Annotated in this window: 12 protein-coding genes; 2 read left to right on the top strand and 10 right to left on the bottom strand. The window is 72.6% G+C overall.

Going from position 1 to position 16,596, the window contains the following annotated elements; translation table 11 throughout:
• Window positions 1-243: 243 nt before the first annotated feature.
• From ilvC to ACIG3E_RS19070, 5 genes are all read right to left on the bottom strand, one after another.
• Window positions 244-1,242, bottom strand: coding sequence for a ketol-acid reductoisomerase (gene ilvC / locus ACIG3E_RS19090; RefSeq protein WP_399617410.1), 999 nt, complete (start codon window positions 1,240-1,242; stop codon window positions 244-246).
• Between the two features lie 86 nt (window positions 1,243-1,328).
• Window positions 1,329-1,853: an acetolactate synthase small subunit gene (gene ilvN / locus ACIG3E_RS19085; RefSeq protein WP_242724007.1), complete on the bottom strand. Its 525-nt coding sequence runs from the start codon at window positions 1,851-1,853 to the stop codon at window positions 1,329-1,331.
• 35 nt (window positions 1,854-1,888) lie between these two features.
• Window positions 1,889-3,751: an acetolactate synthase large subunit gene (locus ACIG3E_RS19080; protein ID WP_399617407.1), complete on the bottom strand. Its 1,863-nt coding sequence runs from the start codon at window positions 3,749-3,751 to the stop codon at window positions 1,889-1,891.
• A gap of 264 nt (window positions 3,752-4,015) precedes the next feature.
• Entirely contained in the window at window positions 4,016-7,090 is a 3,075-nt protein-coding gene (locus ACIG3E_RS19075) for a putative bifunctional diguanylate cyclase/phosphodiesterase (protein ID WP_399617848.1), read from the bottom strand.
• Between the two features lie 768 nt (window positions 7,091-7,858).
• A complete protein-coding gene (locus tag ACIG3E_RS19070; RefSeq protein WP_399617404.1) occupies window positions 7,859-8,809 on the bottom strand; it encodes a 2-hydroxyacid dehydrogenase in 951 nt (316 codons plus the stop codon).
• A gap of 126 nt (window positions 8,810-8,935) precedes the next feature.
• Between ACIG3E_RS19070 and ACIG3E_RS19065 the strand changes: the two genes are divergently transcribed.
• Together ACIG3E_RS19065 and ACIG3E_RS19060 are read left to right on the top strand one after the other, a co-directional pair.
• Window positions 8,936-9,928, top strand: a complete 993-nt coding sequence (locus ACIG3E_RS19065; protein ID WP_399617401.1) for an aldo/keto reductase — start codon at window positions 8,936-8,938, stop codon at window positions 9,926-9,928.
• Between the two features lie 353 nt (window positions 9,929-10,281).
• Window positions 10,282-11,421, top strand: a complete 1,140-nt coding sequence (locus ACIG3E_RS19060) for a PQQ-dependent sugar dehydrogenase (protein WP_399617398.1) — start codon at window positions 10,282-10,284, stop codon at window positions 11,419-11,421.
• Window positions 11,422-11,528: 107 nt separating this feature from the next.
• Here the strand turns inward: ACIG3E_RS19060 and ACIG3E_RS19055 are convergent, their stop codons facing one another.
• The 5 genes from ACIG3E_RS19055 to ACIG3E_RS19035 all read right to left on the bottom strand — a co-directional run bounded on the left by ACIG3E_RS19055 (window position 11,529) and on the right by ACIG3E_RS19035 (window position 16,596).
• The gene (locus ACIG3E_RS19055; protein ID WP_399617395.1) at window positions 11,529-11,831 is read right to left on the bottom strand and encodes a DUF6191 domain-containing protein; all 303 of its coding nucleotides are present in this window, start codon (window positions 11,829-11,831) and stop codon (window positions 11,529-11,531) included.
• A 73-nt stretch (window positions 11,832-11,904) separates the two neighbouring features.
• A complete protein-coding gene (locus ACIG3E_RS19050; protein WP_399617392.1) occupies window positions 11,905-15,033 on the bottom strand; it encodes an AAA family ATPase in 3,129 nt (1,042 codons plus the stop codon).
• Between the two features lie 22 nt (window positions 15,034-15,055).
• Window positions 15,056-15,253 carry a hypothetical protein gene (locus ACIG3E_RS19045; protein ID WP_399617389.1) on the bottom strand — a complete coding sequence of 66 codons (198 nt, stop codon included), beginning with the start codon at window positions 15,251-15,253 and terminating at the stop codon, window positions 15,056-15,058.
• A gap of 174 nt (window positions 15,254-15,427) precedes the next feature.
• Window positions 15,428-16,003 (bottom strand): hypothetical protein, encoded by a 576-nt coding sequence (locus ACIG3E_RS19040; protein ID WP_399617386.1) that lies wholly within the window; start codon window positions 16,001-16,003, stop codon window positions 15,428-15,430.
• Between the two features lie 35 nt (window positions 16,004-16,038).
• Window positions 16,039-16,596 (bottom strand): GNAT family N-acetyltransferase, encoded by a 558-nt coding sequence (locus ACIG3E_RS19035; RefSeq protein ID WP_399617383.1) that lies wholly within the window; start codon window positions 16,594-16,596, stop codon window positions 16,039-16,041.

The following is a 16,596-nucleotide window of genomic DNA, read 5'->3' as shown; positions in this document are numbered from 1 at the left end:
GTGGAAGACGCACGACGCTGTGGGCCTGACGCGAATGTGGTTTGCAGTGTAGTGGCGCCCGCGGGGCCCATATGCGCCTGACTGGAAGGATCACCCGGACGAGGCTGGACACCGCGGACAAGCACGGAGGGGCTGGGAAGATCCAGCCCCTCCGGCGTTTGAGGAGCGGGGTCCGGGGCGGAGCCCCGTGTCCTCACGCCTGGGGGGCCGGGGCGATGCACCCCGGCCCCGCAGGCATACGCCCTACTCGTCGTCGTTGACCCAAGACATGAGCTTGCGCAGCTCCTTGCCGGTGGTCTCCAGGAGGTGGTCCTGGTCCTGCTGCTTGTACTCGTTGTACTTCTTCAGGCCGCCGTGGTACTCGTCCATCCAGTTCTTGGCGAACGTGCCGTCCTGGATCTCGGCGAGGACCTTCGTCATCTCGGCCTTGGTGGCGTCCGTGATGATGCGCGGGCCCGTGACGTAGTCGCCCCACTCGGCGGTCTCGGAGACCGACCAGCGCATCTTCTCCAGGCCGCCCTCGTACATGAGGTCGACGATCAGCTTCAGCTCGTGCAGGCACTCGAAGTAGGCGATCTCCGGCTGGTAGCCCGCCTCGACGAGGGTCTCGAAGCCCGCCTTGACCAGCGCGGCGGTGCCGCCGCAGAGCACGGCCTGCTCACCGAACAGGTCGGTCTCGGTCTCCTCGGTGAAGGTCGTCTTGATGACGCCCGCGCGGGTGCCGCCGATGCCCTTGGCGTACGACAGGGCGAGCTCGAAGCCCTTGCCGGTGGCGTCCTGCTCGACGGCCGCGATGCACGGGACGCCGCGGCCCTCCTCGTACTGACGGCGCACCAGGTGGCCCGGGCCCTTGGGGGCGACCATGCAGACGTCGACGCCCGCCGGGGGCTTGATGAAGCCGAAGCGGATGTTCAGGCCGTGGCCGAAGAACAGCGCGTCGCCCTCCTTGAGGTGCGGGGCGATGGACTCCTCGTAGACCTGGGCCTGGATGGGGTCCGGGACCAGGACCATGATGACGTCGGCCTCTTCGGAGGCCTCGGCGGGCGTGACCACGCGCAGGCCCTGCTCCTCGGCCTTGGCCTTCGACGTGGAGCCCTCGTGCAGACCGACCCGGACGTCCACACCGGAGTCGCGCAGCGAAAGGGCGTGGGCGTGTCCCTGGCTGCCGTAGCCGATGACCGCGACCTTGCGGCCCTGGATGATGGACAGGTCGGCGTCGGCGTCGTAGAACAGCTCGGCCACTGGGAAACTCCTCTGTGTGCTGATGTTGCGTCCCACCGTACGGCGGGCTCGGACAGGAAGGTCGGGCGGTTCCGGCATGCGGAACGTCAGGCGGTGCGGTCAAGGGCACGCAGGCTGCGGTCCGTGATCGAGCGCGAGCCGCGGCCGATCGCGATGGTGCCGGACTGCACCAGCTCCTTGATGCCGAAGGGTTCGAGCATCTTGAGCATGGCCTCCAGCTTGTCGCTCGACCCGGTGGCCTCGATGGTCACGGCCTCGGGCGAGACGTCCACGGTCTTGGCGCGGAACAGCTGGACGATCTCGACGATCTGGGAGCGGGTCTCGTTGTCGGCGCGCACCTTCACGAGGACGAGTTCGCGCTGAACGGCCGAGCCCGGCTCCAGTTCGACGATCTTCAGGACGTTCACCAGCTTGTTGAGCTGCTTCGTGACCTGTTCGAGCGGCAGGTCCTCGACGTTCACGACAATGGTGATGCGTGAGATGTCGGGGTGCTCGGTGACGCCGACGGCCAGGGAGTCGATGTTGAAGCCGCGGCGGGAGAAAAGGGCGGCGATCCTGGCGAGGATGCCGGGGGTGTTCTCGACGAGGACCGAGAGCGTGTGCTTGGACATGACGGTCATGGCGGTCGTACCTCTTCCTGGTGCTCTCAGTCGTCTTCGCCGTCGCCGAAGTCGGGGCGCACGCCCCGGGCGGCCATGACCTCGTCGTTCGAGGTGCCCGCCGCGACCATCGGCCAGACCTGGGCGTCCTCGTGGACGATGAAGTCGATGACGACGGGCCGGTCGTTGATGGCGTTGGCCTCTTCGATGGCCTTGTCGAGGTCGGCCGGGTCCTCGCAGCGGATCGCGTAGCAGCCCATCGCCTCGGACAGCTTGACGAAGTCCGGGACGCGGGTGCCGGCGCTCGGCTGCTTGCCGTCCGCGCCCGGGCCGCTGTGCAGGACTGTGTTGGAGTAGCGCTGGTTGTAGAACAGCGCCTGCCACTGGCGGACCATCCCGAGGGCGCCGTTGTTGATGATGGCGACCTTGATCGGGATGTTGTTCAGGGCGCAGGTGGTGAGTTCCTGGTTGGTCATCTGGAAGCAGCCGTCGCCGTCGATCGCCCAGACGGTGTTGTCGGGGCGGCCCGCCTTGGCGCCCATCGCGGCCGGGACGGCGTAGCCCATCGTCCCGGCGCCGCCGGAGTTGAGCCAGGTCGCGGGCTGCTCGTACTGGATGAAGTGCGCGGCCCACATCTGGTGCTGGCCGACGCCCGCGGCGAAGACCGTGCCTTCGGGGGCCAGTTGACCGATGCGCTCGATGACCTGCTGCGGCGAGAGCTGGCCGTTGTCGGGGTGGTCGTAGCCGAGCGGGTAGGTCTCGCGCCAGCGGTTCAGATCGGCCCACCAGGCGGTGTAGTCGCCGGTGTGGCCCGCGGTGTGCTCGGCCTGCAGGGCCTGGACGAGGTCGGCGATGACCTCGCGGGCGTCGCCGACGATCGGCACGTCGGCGGCGCGGTTCTTGCCGATCTCGGCCGGGTCGATGTCGGCGTGCACGACCTTCGCGTGCGGCGCGAAGCTGTCCAGCTTGCCGGTGACGCGGTCGTCGAAGCGGGCGCCGAGGGCGACGATCAGGTCGGCCTTCTGCAGCGCGGTGACGGCGGTGACCGCACCGTGCATGCCCGGCATCCCCACGTGCAGCGGGTGGCTGTCGGGGAACGCGCCGAGCGCCATCAGGGTGGTGGTGACGGGCGCGCCGGTGAGCTCGGCCAGGACCTTCAGCTCGGCGGTGGCACCGGCCTTGATGACGCCGCCGCCGACGTACAGGACGGGGCGCTTCGCGGCGGTGATGAGCTTGGCCGCCTCGCGGATCTGCTTGGCGTGCGGCTTGGTCACCGGGCGGTAGCCGGGCAGCTCCTGCTGCGGCGGCCAGGAGAACGTGGTGCGCGCCTGGAGGGCGTCCTTGGCGATGTCGACGAGGACGGGGCCCGGGCGGCCCGTGGAGGCGATGTGGAAGGCCTCCGCGATCGTGCGCGGGATGTCCTCGGCCTTGGTGACCAGGAAGTTGTGCTTGGTGATCGGCATGGTGATGCCGACGATGTCCGCTTCCTGGAAGGCGTCGGTGCCGATGGCCTTGGAGGAGACCTGCCCGGTGATGGCGACGAGCGGCACCGAGTCCATGTGGGCGTCGGCGATGGGCGTGACCAGATTGGTGGCGCCGGGGCCCGAGGTGGCCATGCAGACGCCGACCCTGCCGGTGGCCTGGGCGTAGCCGGTGGCCGCGTGACCCGCGCCCTGCTCGTGGCGGACGAGGATGTGACGGACGCGCGTGGAGTCCATCATCGGGTCGTACGCCGGGAGGATCGCGCCTCCGGGAATGCCGAATACGGTGTCGGCCCCGACTTCCTCGAGCGAACGGATCAGGGACTGCGCACCCGTGACGTGCTCGACGGGCGCGGACTGCTGCTGTCCAGAGGATCGGGGCCGCGGCTGCGGATGGCTGGCCCCGGTGGCCTGCTCGGTCATCGGCATTCTCTTCTCGATGCTGAGGGTTTTCGCTGAGGTTCCGCCCCGACGTCGGGCGGAGATTTAGCGGGGTTTTTGCCTGGGTTTGGCAGTGCTGGTGCAACAAAAAACCCCTCGTGCCGTGGGGCAAGCGAGGGGAGCGCGCCGGGTGCGGTCGCTGGGTCTCTCCGGTGTCAGGAACCGGACTTCCCAGCTTCAGCCGACGCGCTTTCCAAGTACGAGAATTCGGGTGCGCATGGCACTGACCCTCCCCCCGGCGCGCCACACCTGTCAAGTAGGTGGGACGGGCGTCTCAGCATGTGAGCGGCTGAACGGGGTGGACCCGGCCACCGTCCCGGCCGCGTAGGCCGCGCCCGCGCCGCCGAAGGCGGCCGGGGGCGCCACGGCGGGGCCGCCCACGCACACCGGCTCCACGGGGCCGCGCGGCACCGGGTACTCCCCCATGGCGAGCGCCCGGCGCAGCCGGTACTCGTCGAGCGGGCCGGAGAACGCCATGCCCTGGCCGTGGGTGCAGCCCATCGCGCGCAGCGCCACGACCTGCTCGGGGTGGTCCACGCCGTCGGCGACGGAGTCCAGGCCGAGGTCGGTGGCGATGCGCAGGAGACCGGCCGTGATCTTGTGCAGGCGGGCGGACTCCACGACGCCCTCGACGAGCCCGCGGTCCAGCTTCAGCACGTCGACGGGGAGGCGCCGCAGGGCCGTGATCGCCGCGCAGCCGCTGCCGAAGCCGTCGAGCGCCACGCGGACGCCGAGGCGGCGCAGGGAGGTGAGGCGGCGCTCCAGCTCGTCGAGGGGGACCCGCGGGTCGCTGTCCGTGAGCTCGATGACGAGCGCGCCGGAGGGCAGACCGTGCCGGGTGAGCAGGGCCTCCAGGGAGCCGAGCGGCAGGGAGCGGTCGACCAGGCGGCGCGCGCCGATCCGCACGGAGACGGGCATCGCGTGCCCGGCGATGCCGCGCTCCGCGGCCTGCTCGACGGCCTCCTGGAGCAGCCAGCGGCCCAGCTCGGCGGTGCGGTCGCCGTCCTCGGCGGTGCGCAGGAACTCGGCGGGCGTGAACAGGATGCCCTGGGCCGAGCGCCACCGCGCCTGGGCGGCGACCGAGGTGATCCGGCCGCTGTCGAGGGCCACCACGGGCTGGTGCAGGAGCACGAACTCGCCCTCGTGCAGGGCGCTGCGCAGGCGCGTGGCGAGCTCGGCCTTGCGGGCGACGTCGGCCTGCATCTGGGGGGCGTACAGCTCCACGCGGCCCTTGCCCGCGGCCTTCGCGCGGTACATCGCCAGGTCGGCGTTGCGCAGCAGCTCGCCCGCGCCGACGCCCGGCTCGGCGAAGGCGACGCCGATGGACGCGGCGACCCGGACATCGTTGCCGCCGATGTCGTAGGGCTGCGAGAGTCTGAGCCGCAGCCGGTCGGCGAGCTCCATGATGTGCTTCTCGCGGGCGGACTGGTCGCGGGTGCCGTCGCCGACGATGAGGGCGGCGAACTCGTCGCCGCCGAGGCGCGAGGCGGTGTCCGACGCGCGGACGGCCTCCTGGAGGCGCTGGGCGGCCATCACGAGGAGTTCGTCGCCCGCCTGGTGGCCGATGGTGTCGTTGACGGCCTTGAAGCCGTCGAGGTCGATGAAGAGCACGGCCGTGCCTCGGTCGGTGACTCTGCGACCGCCGAGCGCTTGCGCGACTCGGCGGGTGAAGAGTGCCCGGTTGGGCAGGTCGGTGAGCGGATCGTGCTCGGCGTTGTGCTGCAACTGCGCCTGGAGGCGCACCCTTTCGGTCACGTCCCGGCTGTTGAAGATGAGACCGCCGTGGTGGCGGTTGACGGTGGACTCCACGTTCAGCCACTCGCCGCTGCCGGACTTGAAGCGGCATTCGATCCGCGTCGTGGGCTCCTCCACGGGGTTGGCGGCGAGGAAGCGGCGCACCTCGTGGACCACACGGCCGAGGTCCTCGGGGTGCATGAGCGTGGCCAGCTCCGAGCCGACGAGGTCGTCGGCCTCGCGGCCGTAGACCCCGGCGGCGGCCGGGCTGACGTAGCGCAGGATGCCGCTCGGGGCGGCGATCATGATGACGTCGCTCGACCCCTGGACCAGGGAGCGGAAGTGGTTCTCCTTCTGGGCCAGTTCCTGGGTCAGCGTGATGTTGTCGAGCAGCATGATGCCCTGGCGCACGACGAGCGCGAGCACGACGGTGCCCGCGGTGAAGAGCACGACCTCGTCGACGCTGCGCCCGTTCAGGACGTTGTAGAGGATGCCGAGCGTGCAGACCGCCGCGGCCAGGTACGGCGTGAGGGCGGCGAGCGAACCGGCGATGGGCCGCGTCGTCGCGTACCGTCCGTCGTCGCCCCGCTCGTGGTCGCGGGGGTCGCGCCCGTCGTGGGGAGCGAGCCCGCCCTGTGGATCGCGTACGTCCCGTGGATCGCGTACGTCGTGGAAGCCGCGGGCGCCCCGCACGTCGTGGAAGTCGCGGGCTCCTCGTACGTCGTGCACGCCCGCGACGCGCGTCCTGCCGTACGGGCGGTGGACCGCGCGCGGGGGGTCCGGTTCGACGCGTCCCTGCCGGGGTGCCGCCCACGGGGCGTACGCGAGGAGCAGGGAGCCCGCGAACCAGCCCGCGTCGAGCAGCTGGCCGGAACGGTAACTGGCGTGCAGCAGCGGCGAGGTGAACAGGGCGTCGCACATCACGGTCAGCGCGAGGGCCCCGATGGCGGTGTTCACGGCGGTGCGGTTCGCCGACGAGCGCCTGAAGTGCAGCGCAAGGACCATGCTGACGAGGGCGATGTCCAGGAGCGGATACGCGAGCGACAGCGCGGCGTGCGCGACGCCGGGCCCGTCGAACTGCGCGGTGTGCGCGAGGGCGAGGCTCCAGGAGAGCGTGAGCAGCGAGCCGCCGATGAGCCAGGCGTCGAGCCCGAGGCACACCCATCCGGCCTTGGTGACCGGGCGCTTGGCGAGCACGAGCAGCCCGATGATGGCGGGCGGCGCGAAGCAGAGGAAGAACAGGTCCGCGAAGCCGCGCTCGGGCACGGGCTGCCGCAGGACGACCTCGTGCCATCCCCACACCGCGTTTCCGCAGGCCGCCATCGCGGAGGAGAGCGCGAACAGCAGCCACGCGGGTCGAAAGCGGCTGCGCCGGGTGCGGGAGTAGAAGAAGCAGGAGACGGCGGCGGCCGCGGCGGCGGCGCTGAGGCCGAAGTCGCCCATGATGAGCGCGAGCCGGTCCGAGCCCCAGCCGAGGGCGGACCCGGTCGCATAGCCGCCGCAGATCAGCAGCAGGAAGACCTGGGAAAGCAGGCCCGTGCCGCCGCCGCTCGGCGCGGGGCGGCGGGCCATGGGCGCGCCCGGCGAGGCCATGGGGGCACCGAGGCCGCCTTCCAGGACGGACGCGGAGGCCGTCTGCCCGCTCACCGGGCCACCCCGCTGCGCGCGCCGGTGCCACGGCCACGGGGGCCGCGCCCACGCGCCGCGCGCGGGAGGCCCTTCGTGGCACCACGGGTTCCACCCGGCGCCGGGGCGCAGCACCCCGGTCCCGTCGACGGGACAGGCGGGGTACAGGGGCCCTGTCGCTGTCCGCCGGGGGGCGCCGGGTCCGTGGACCGGCGGCCGCTCGTCCGCCTTGATGGCTGCCATGCGCCGACCTCCGACCGCTGTGGACGGCGCCTGGCGGCGCGGTGCGGGTGCCGGTGCCGCCGGGCGCGGTGCCGACGGCAGCGGGCCGGTGTACGCGAGAGTCGCGGGCGGTGGTCCCGCCGCTTCGGATCGTTCGCCCATAGGCCGTGCATCGCCCGTCGCCCCCCTCGCAGTCTCGGTACTCGATCCCCGGCGCCGAACGGTGCACGGCGCAGCCCCTGTCGGGACGATACACCAGCCTCGTCACTCAGGGACAGGTCTGCTCTACGCTGCGTGACTGCGCCCGTCAATATGGACACGCGGCGCACACGAGTGAGTGCGGAGCGTGCAGAGAAGGCGCAACGCCGGTTCCAGGCGGTCACGGCACGCCGGATATCGACCGATCCTGACCGACTTGTGAAGCCGCCGCAGGCGGGAGGGGTGCGCTCCAAAGCCCTGAATATTGGGATTGCGACGGGTTACGACACCCTTGGGCTCACGAGGTCATCGGGGTCACGAGGTCGTCAGAACGACGTTGGCCAGCGGCTCCCCGGTGACGTACCGCCGCAGCTGGGCGGTCAACAGGCGCCGGGCGCGCGGCGCGAACGCGGACGACGAACCGCCCACGTGCGGGCTGATCAGCACCCCCGGGCTCCGCCACAGCGGGTGACCGGCGGGCAGCGGCTCGGGGTCGGTGACGTCCAGGGCCGCGGTGAGGCGGCCGCTCTCCAGCTCGGGGAGCAGGGCCTTGGTGTCGACCACCGGGCCGCGGGCCACGTTCACGAGCAGCGCGCCGTCCTTCATCCGCGCCAGGAAGTCGGCGTCCACCAGGCCGCGGGTGCCCTCCGTGAGGGGCGTGGACAGCACCACGACGTCTGCTTCAGGAAGCAGTCGGGGCAGTTCGTCGAGCGGGTGCACCACACCGCGCGCCGTGGTGCGCTCGGTGCGCGCGACGCGCGCCACCCGCGCGCACTCAAACGGCGCGAGCCGGTCCTCGATCGCGGCGCCGATCGACCCGTAGCCGACGATGAGGACGGACTTGTCGGCGAGCGCCGGATAGAACCCCGAGCGCCACTCCCGCACCCGCTGCCCCTCCACGAACCGTGGAACACCCCGCAGGGAGGCGAGGATCAGGGTCAGCGCGAGCTCGGCCGTGCTGGCCTCGTGCACGCCGCGCGCGTTGCACAGCTGGACACCGGGCCGCAGGAACCTCAGCCCTGGCTCCAGGGCGTCGATGCCCGCCGTCAGCGTCTGTACGACCCGGAGCGACGCCATGGCGGCCATCGGGGGCACCACGATGTCGGTGCTCTTCATGTACGGCACTACGTAGAACGCGCAGTCGGCCGGATCGGCGGGGTAGTCCGGACCGCCGTCCCAGTAGCGGTACGTCAGACCCGCCTCGGACGCGGCGGGCAGACCCTCGACGTCGGTCTCTTCGAACGGCAGCCATACGTCAGTTGTCATGGTCAGGAGGCTAGTGCGCACAGGGCGCACGCCGCGTGCCGGGACGCAGAGGTTACGTTTGGTGCCGCCCGGACGGAAGATCACGGACAGTCGAGGGATCACGGGACAGCGGGAGGGTTCGACCAGGTGGAGCGCAGGACGATCGGCGCCGGGGCGCTCGGGGTGGGCGCCGTCGGACTCGGCTGCATGCCGATGAGCTGGGCGTACTCCGGCTCGCGACAGCGCGGTGACGCCTCGATGCGGACCGTGCACGCGGCGCTCGACCACGGCACGACGCTCCTCGACACCGCCGACATGTACGGCCCGTTCACCAACGAACTGCTCGTCGGCCGGGTGCTCAAGGAGCGGCGCGGCGAGGCCTTCGTGTCGACGAAGTGCGGGCTGCTCGTGGGCGACCAGCACATCGTCGCCAACGGCCGCCCCGGCTATGTGAAGCGCGCCTGCGACGCGTCGCTGCGACGGCTCCAGACGGACGTCATCGACCTCTACCAGCTGCACCGCGCCGACCCCGAGGTGCCGATCGAGGAGACCTGGGGCGCGATGGCCGACCTGGTCACGGCCGGGAAGGTGCGGGCGCTCGGCCTGTGCGCGGTCGGGGCGCGGGCCCGGCGGCGGTCCGGCGCGGGGATGCACGACACCACGATCCGCCAGCTCGAACGGATCCAGCAGGTCTTCCCCGTGACGGCGGTGGAGGCCGAGCTCTCGCTGTGGTCGCCCGAGGCCCTCGACGCGCTGCTCCCGTGGTGCGCGGTGCGGGGCGTGGGCTTCCTGGCCGCGATGCCGCTGGGCAACGGCTTCCTCACGGGCACGCTGACGCCGGGGCAGGGCTTCGAACGGGACGACCTGCGGGCCCGGCACCCGCGCTTCACCGCCGAGATGATGGCCGCCAACCAGCCCCTGGTGGTGGGCCTGCGCCGGGTCGCGGCGCGCCACGGCGCGACGCCCGCGCAGGCGGCCCTCGCGTGGGTCCTCGCGCAGGGTGCCCAGGTGGTGCCCATCCCCGGCGCGAAGCGGGACCGCTGGGCGCGGGAGAACGCCGGGGCCGCGCGGCTCCGCCTCTCCCCCCAGGACCTGGCCGACCTGGCAGCCCTCCCCCCGGCCCAGGGCTCCTGGGACTGAGCCCACCTGGCCCCTGCCGGGGGCTCTCCCCCAATCCCGCCCCTTCCCGAAACCGGGGGCTCCGCCCCCGGACCCCCGTATCGCCGCTCCGCGGCTCGTCCTCAAACGCCGGACGGGCTACAAGGATCTCGGCTGCGGTCCGACGGACCCTTCCAGCCCGTCCGGCGTTTGAGGACGAGGCCGAAGGCCGATCAGGCGGGGTGGCCAGGGGCGGCAGCCCATGGTTTCGGGAAGGGGCGGGATTGGGGAGCCCCCGGCAGGGGCGTGGGAACCCCTGGGGCCCGGGCGGTGTATGAACAGGAGAAGCGCCGCGCCGAAGGGATCCCACCGTGCCGAGTCCTCAACGTTTCGCCGTGACAGCCACCTTGGCCACCACCCTCCTCCTGGCCACCGCCTGCTCGTCGGACGACGGCACCCCGGACGGCGGCAAGCGCACCGACCCCAGCGCGACCCGGTCGCACGACGGCGCGACACCACCCCCCGAGAAGGGCGCGGCCGAGGTCACCAAGACCCTGGCCACGGGCCTGAAGTCCCCGTGGGGCCTTGCCGCGCTCCCCGGCGGCGACCTGCTCGTCTCGTCGCGCGACGAGGGCACGATCACCCATGTCGACACCACCTCCGGCAAGAAGACCGAGGTCGGCACGGTGCCCGGCGTGGACCCCGGCGGCGAGGGCGGCCTGATGGGCCTCGCCCTGTCCCCGACGTACGCTTCGGACCACTTCGTGTACGCGTACTTCACGACGGCCTCCGACAACCGCGTGGCCCGGATGCTGTACGACGAGGCGAAGCCCACCGGCCAGCGCCTGGGAGCCCCCGACACGATCTTCAAGGGCATCCCCAAGGGCACGATCCACAACGGCGGCCGGATCGCCTTCGGCCCCGACAAACTGCTGTACGTGGGCACGGGAGAGACCGGCGACACCGGCCTCGCCCAGGACAAGAAGTCCCTCGGCGGCAAGATCCTCCGCCTGACCCCGGAGGGCGATCCGGCCCCGGGCAACCCCTTCGAGGACTCCCCGGTGTACTCGTACGGCCACCGGAACGTGCAGGGGCTGGCCTGGGACGAGCACAAGCGCCTGTGGGCCTCGGAGTTCGGCCAGGACACCTGGGACGAACTGAACGAGATCAAGGCGGGGGACAACTACGGCTGGCCCGAGGTGGAGGGCAAGGGCGACGAAGACGACGAGGGCGCCGAGGGCTTCCACGCCCCGGTGGCCCAGTGGAAGACGTCCGAGGCCTCCCCCAGCGGCGTCGCCTATGCCGAGGGCTCGGTCTGGATGGCGGGCCTGCGCGGCCAGCGGCTGTGGCGCATCCCGGTGCGCGGGGTGGACGGCGAGCCGAAGACGGAGGCGTTCCTCACCGAGGAGCACGGCAGGCTGCGCACGGTGCTCGCGGCGGGCGGCGACAAGCTGTGGCTGGTGACGAGCGAGACGGATTCACGGGGCACCCCGGAGAAGGGGGACGACAAGATCCTGGAGGTGCGGGTGAAGTAGCGGGGGAGGGCGCGGCCAGGACCGGAGGAGAACCGGAGGCACGCCCGGGCGGCAAGCGGAACCGGGGCCCGAGCCGGAGCCGAGCCGCACCGGAACCGGAGCCGGGCTCAGGCGGCGGGCGGGGCCTCGTCCGGAGCCGGAGCCGGGGCCGAGGTCGGGGTCGGGGTCGAGCTGGAATCGGGGGCTGTGGCCGGAGCCGAAGCCGGGGGCGAGCTGGAATTGGGGGCCGGGTGGGGCTCCTCCGTGCTCTGTTGGGGCACGCGGACGACCACCTTGCCGGAGGACAGGTCTATGGGCCCCCGGCCCGGGTCCCCGTCGTCCACGTCGACGCGCGACAGCTCAAGGCGCTTCTTCTCGTCGTCGGTGTGCTTGCGCCCGGGAGCGAAGAGCTGCTCGAACACGTTGAACACGGTGCCTCCCGAGGGCTGACGGCGGTCCTGTTCCCCAGGGTAAGCGAGCGCCCGGGAAGCGGGCCGGGGCCGGTCACCCGGCGGCCACGGGCTCCTCGTCCGCGGTGAAGAGGCGCAGCCGGTGCGCGAGGGCCGCCGCCTCGCCGCGGCCCGCGACGCCCAGCTTGGCGAGGATGTTGGAGACGTGGACGCTCGCCGTCTTCGGGGAGATGAAGAGCTCCTCGGCGATCTGGCGGTTGCTGCGGCCCGCGGCGACCAGGCGGAGCACGCCACGCTCGCGGGTGGTCAGACCGAGCTCCTCGGCGGGGTCGGCCGGAGTGGTGGCCGCCGCCCCCGTCAGGGAGAGCCGGGCCCGCTGGGCGAGGTGCGTGACGGCCTCGACGAGGGGGCGGGCGCTCAGGTGCTCGGCCACCGCGGCGGCCTGCCGCAGGAGTTCGGCGGCCCGGTCCCGGTCGGTGTCGCCGGTGGCGGAGGTCCTGCCGCCCGGGGCCCCGGCCGTGAGCAGCGCCTCCGCGAGGCGGTGGCGGACGCGGGCGAGGTCGTAGGGCCGCTCCAGCGGGGCGATCGCGGTGAGGACCTCCAGCCAGTCCTCGGCGCTCGCGCGGCCCTCGGCGCGCAGGAGTTCGGCGCGGACCCAGCGTTCGTACGCCTGCCAGACGGGCACGCGGGCGGCCAGGGACTTCATGGTGGTGCGGATCAGGTGCAGGTGCTCGTCGCGGCCCGGCGCGGCGATCGCGAGGCCGCGGGCGTCCGCCTCGGCGGTGGCGGCGGCGAGGAGCAGCGGCCAGCCGTACCGCTGGGTGCCGGGCGGCAGGCCGTCGGCGGCGGCCTGGCGGAGCTCGGCGCGGGCGTCGAGGATGCGGCCCTCGCCCGCGGCGATGCCGAGGGCGATGCGGGCCAGGGGCAGGGTGTTCTGCGGTATGGAGTCGTGCGTGCCGAAGTGGCGGCGGGCCTCGGCGTGGTGGTGGGCGGCCTCGGCCATGTCGCCGCGGGCGAGCGCGAAGTGGGCGAGGCGCACTCCGGCGCCGCCGCGCGGCTTGGCGCTCAGGACGGCGCGGCTCGCCGAGTCGACGGCCTCGTCCCAGCGGCCGAGCGAGTAGAGGGACTCGGAGCGGTTGGCCCACATCCAGGCCTCGGACTCGCGCAGGCCGTACCGCTGGGCGTGCTTGATGCCCTCGTCGAGGAGGGCGAGGGACTCGCGGTGGCGGCCGATGCCTTCGAGGACGGAGGGCAGGTTGATGTAGCAGCGGCAGAGCACACCGACGATCTCCTCGGCGGTGACCCGGTCCCTGACGGCGTACATCTCGGTGAGCCCGGCGTCGATGTCGCCGGTGTCGACGATCAGGCCGCCCAGGGTGAGCCGGGCGTTCAGCTCGATCTCGTGGGCGCCGACCATGCGGGCGTACTCGACGGCCCGCTCGGCGGCGGCGAGGCTGTCGGGGCCCGGCTGGTGCAGCATCTGCCACCCCGCGACCAGGGCGAACACCTCGGCGTGCACCTCCGACGGCGGATGGCCGCTGAGGAGCTCCTGCGCGGTGGCGAGTTCCTTCCAGCCGTCGCCGCGGGCGAGGCTCTGCACGAGGCGGGAGCGCTGCACCCAGAACCAGGCGGAGCGCAGCGGGTCCTGCTCCTCCTCCAGGAGGCGCAGGGCGCGCTTGGTGATCTTCAGGGCGCGTTCGCGTTCGCCGCACAGGCGGCCCGCGACGGCCGCCTCGGCCATCAGGTCCAGATAGCGCAGCGGCATGGTGGCGGGGTCGCAGCCGCAGGGCGGATAGACCTCGGTGTAGTCGACGGGGCGCAGCAGCGCGCGTACGTCGTCGGGGGCCGCGTCCCACAGCTCCATCGCGCGCTCAAGGAGGCGCAGTTGCTCGGCGTAGGCGTGCCGTCGGCGGGCCTCGACGGAGGCGTTGAGGACGGCGGGCAGCGCCTTCGCGGCGTCGTGGGCGTGGTACCAGTAGCTGGCGAGGCGGGTGGTGCGCTGGTCGGCGGCGACCAGGGAGGGGTCGGCCTCCAGGACGGTGGCGAAGCGGCGGTTGATGCGGGAGCGCTCGCCGGGCAGCAGGTCGTCGCCGACGGCCTCGCGCACCAGGGAGTGCCGGAAGCGGTAGCCGTCGCCGCCGGGCGAGGCGAGCAGGATGTTGGCGCCGACGGCGGCTCGCAGCGCGTCGATCAGGTCGTCCTCGGAGAGGTCGGCGACCGCGGCGAGCAGGTCGTACTCGACGGTCGAGCCGCCCTCGGCGACGATCCGCGCCACCTTCTGGGCGTCGTCGGGCAGGTCCTCGACGCGGACGAGGAGCAGGTCGCGCAGCGAGTCGGTGAGGGCGGCGCAGGTGCCGCCGTGGGAGGCGACGGCGAGTTCCTCGACGAAGAAGGCGTTGCCGTCGGAGCGCTCGAAGACGTCGTCGACCAGCTTGGGGCTGGGCTCGGCGGCGAGGATCCCGGCCATCTGCCGGGCCACTTCGTCCCGGCTGAAACGGGCGAGTTCGATGCGGCGGACCGTGCGGAGCCGGTCCAGCTCGGCGAGCAGCGGGCGCAGCGGGTGACGGCGGTGGATGTCGTCGGCGCGGTAGCTGGCGAGGACGACGAGGCGGCCGCTGCGCAGCGTGCGGAAGAGGTACGAGAGCAGGTGGCGGGTGGAGGCGTCCGCCCAGTGCAGGTCCTCCAGGACCAGGACGACGGTCCGGTCGGCGGCCACGTGCTCCAGGAGGCGCGCGGTGATCTCGAAGAGCCGCGCCATGGCCTCCTCGCCTGCCCTGCCGCCGGAGGACCGCGGGCCCTTGGCGCCTTCGCACAACTCCGGGAGCAGCCGCGCCAGTTCCTCCTCCTGGCCCGCGGCGGCCGCCGCGAACTCGGCGGGCAGCTGCTCGCGCACGATGCGCAGGGCGGCGGAGAAGGGGGCGAAGGGCAGTCCGTCGGCGCCGATCTCCACACAGCCGCCGACCGCCACGAGCGCGCCCGCGGCGATGGCCGCGGCCTCGAACTCCTCCAGGAGCCGGGTCTTGCCGACGCCCGCCTCGCCGCCGAGCAGCAGCGCCTGCGGCTCGCCCGCGGCGGGTGCGGCGGCACGGGCGAGCGCGTCGTTCAGGACGCGCAGTTCGTCGGCTCGGCCGACGAAGACGGGGCTGACGGACTTGGTCTCCACAGCGGTGAGCATCGCACAGAGCTGCGGTTTTGTGGGAGTGGGTTTCGCTGTGCGCGACATGGGCGGGTGGGCCGCAGCCCGGTCAGGCGGCCCGGGCGAAGCGGTCGGCCTTGCGGGCCGTGCCGGTGCGCTCGGCCGTCAGCCGGGCTTCGGCCTCTTCCCGGCCGAGCACCTGGCGGCGGGGCTTCACGGCCTTGAGCGCCTCCCGTACGAGGCGGTGGTGGGCGGCCTGGTGGGCGAGCTCGGCGGCGCGGAACTGGTGGAGTTCGTAGTCGAACATCTTCTTCTCCCCCTGGGTGGTGGTGTCTCGCTCTCTGCGATGACTCCACTTTCGTTTCCCAGGGGGGTCCGCCACATCGGGAAGGTTCCGCATCTTCCGGGGGTGGGGGGCCTTAGGTGTGAGGGGGTGCCTTATCCCCGACCCCGCCCCTTCCCTAAACCGGGGGTGCTGGCCCTAGCTCGTCGACGGCAAGCCCAGGAGCAGGTCCGTGTACTTGGCCACGGCCAGGATCAGGCCGAGGGTGCCGAGGGCGACGCCCGCCCAGGCGACCGACTTGATCCAGGGGGCCTGGACGCGGTCGGGGGCGCCGAAGGCCGGGCGCAGCAGGGTGGCGGCGCCGACCACCAGGGCGGCGAGGGCGAACGCGCCCGCCACCAGGGCCGTCGTCTTCCAGGAGTCGCCGTAGACCTCCTGGACCTGGCGGGCCACCCCCGCGCCCTGGGAGGTGTTGAGCTGGCCGATCAGGGACTCGCGGGCCGAGGCGACCGTGCCGAGCCACCCTCCGGAGAGGCCGATCAGGCCGAGCGCGGCGGCGACGAGGGCGGCCGCCCCCTGGCCGACGCCCGACGGCGCGGCGGCGGGTTCGCCCTCGACGAGCACGTCCTCGGGGGCCTCGTCCTCGGAGTCGTCTGCCTCGGGCTCGTGGGCCTCGGTAAGGGCCTTAGACGGCTCCGGGGTCTGAGGCGCCTCCTTAGGCGCCTCGTCCGTCGCTTCCGTGTCGTCCGTCTCGTTGGCGGTCTTCGTTCCCATGCTCCGCACCGTACGGACGGAGTCTGAGAAGGCCCTTAACGCGCGGTGCGGGCCGCTCGCCACTCGGGCGCGAGCACCGACCAGACCTCCATGTCGTGGCGGATGCCCTGCCAGGGGAAGCTCTCCCGCAGCACGCCGTCGCGGACGAAGCCGAGGCGTTCGGCGAGGGCCTTGCTGCGGTCGTTGCGGGAGGACACCAGCCACTCCACGCGGTGCATGCCGCGCTGGTCGACGGCCCAGTCGATGAGGACGCGGGCGGCGTTGGTGATGAGGCCGCGCCCGGTGGCGGAGGGTTCGAGCCAGACGCCGACCTCGCAGGTCTCGGTCGCGGTGTCGAAGACGCGGAAGAGGACGCCGCCGACGAGCTTTCCGTCGAGCCAGACGCCGTACAGGCGGCCGGTGTCCGAGGCCAGTTTGTCGACGTACCGCTGCAGGAGCTCCCGGGCGGACTCCAGGTCCTTGGCGATGACCGTCGCCGGCACCCAGGGGCCCGCGAACTCCCGGGCCCGGTCGACGTGTTCCAGGAACTCCTCGGCGTTCCACGGCTCCAGGGGCCGCAGTTCGGCCCCCTCCCCCACGGGTATGGCGAACAT

This window comes from Streptomyces sp. NPDC053474 (genome assembly GCF_044544845.1).
In the GTDB taxonomy this organism is placed as follows: domain Bacteria; phylum Actinomycetota; class Actinomycetes; order Streptomycetales; family Streptomycetaceae; genus Streptomyces.
This window is presented reverse-complemented; position numbering and strand designations above follow the sequence as displayed.

Coding starts and splice junctions, on each gene's coding strand:
- ilvN (WP_242724007.1), bottom strand. CDS start 1,853: ATGTCCAAGCACACGCTCTCGGTCCTCGTCGAGAACACCCCCGGCATC.
- ACIG3E_RS19080 (WP_399617407.1), bottom strand. CDS start 3,751: ATGCCGATGACCGAGCAGGCCACCGGGGCCAGCCATCCGCAGCCGCGG.
- ACIG3E_RS19075 (WP_399617848.1), bottom strand. CDS start 7,090: ATGGCCTCGCCGGGCGCGCCCATGGCCCGCCGCCCCGCGCCGAGCGGC.
- ACIG3E_RS19070 (WP_399617404.1), bottom strand. CDS start 8,809: ATGACAACTGACGTATGGCTGCCGTTCGAAGAGACCGACGTCGAGGGT.
- ACIG3E_RS19050 (WP_399617392.1), bottom strand. CDS start 15,033: ATGTCGCGCACAGCGAAACCCACTCCCACAAAACCGCAGCTCTGTGCG.
- ACIG3E_RS19045 (WP_399617389.1), bottom strand. CDS start 15,253: ATGTTCGACTACGAACTCCACCAGTTCCGCGCCGCCGAGCTCGCCCAC.
- ACIG3E_RS19040 (WP_399617386.1), bottom strand. CDS start 16,003: ATGGGAACGAAGACCGCCAACGAGACGGACGACACGGAAGCGACGGAC.
- ACIG3E_RS19035 (WP_399617383.1), bottom strand. CDS start 16,596: ATGTTCGCCATACCCGTGGGGGAGGGGGCCGAACTGCGGCCCCTGGAG.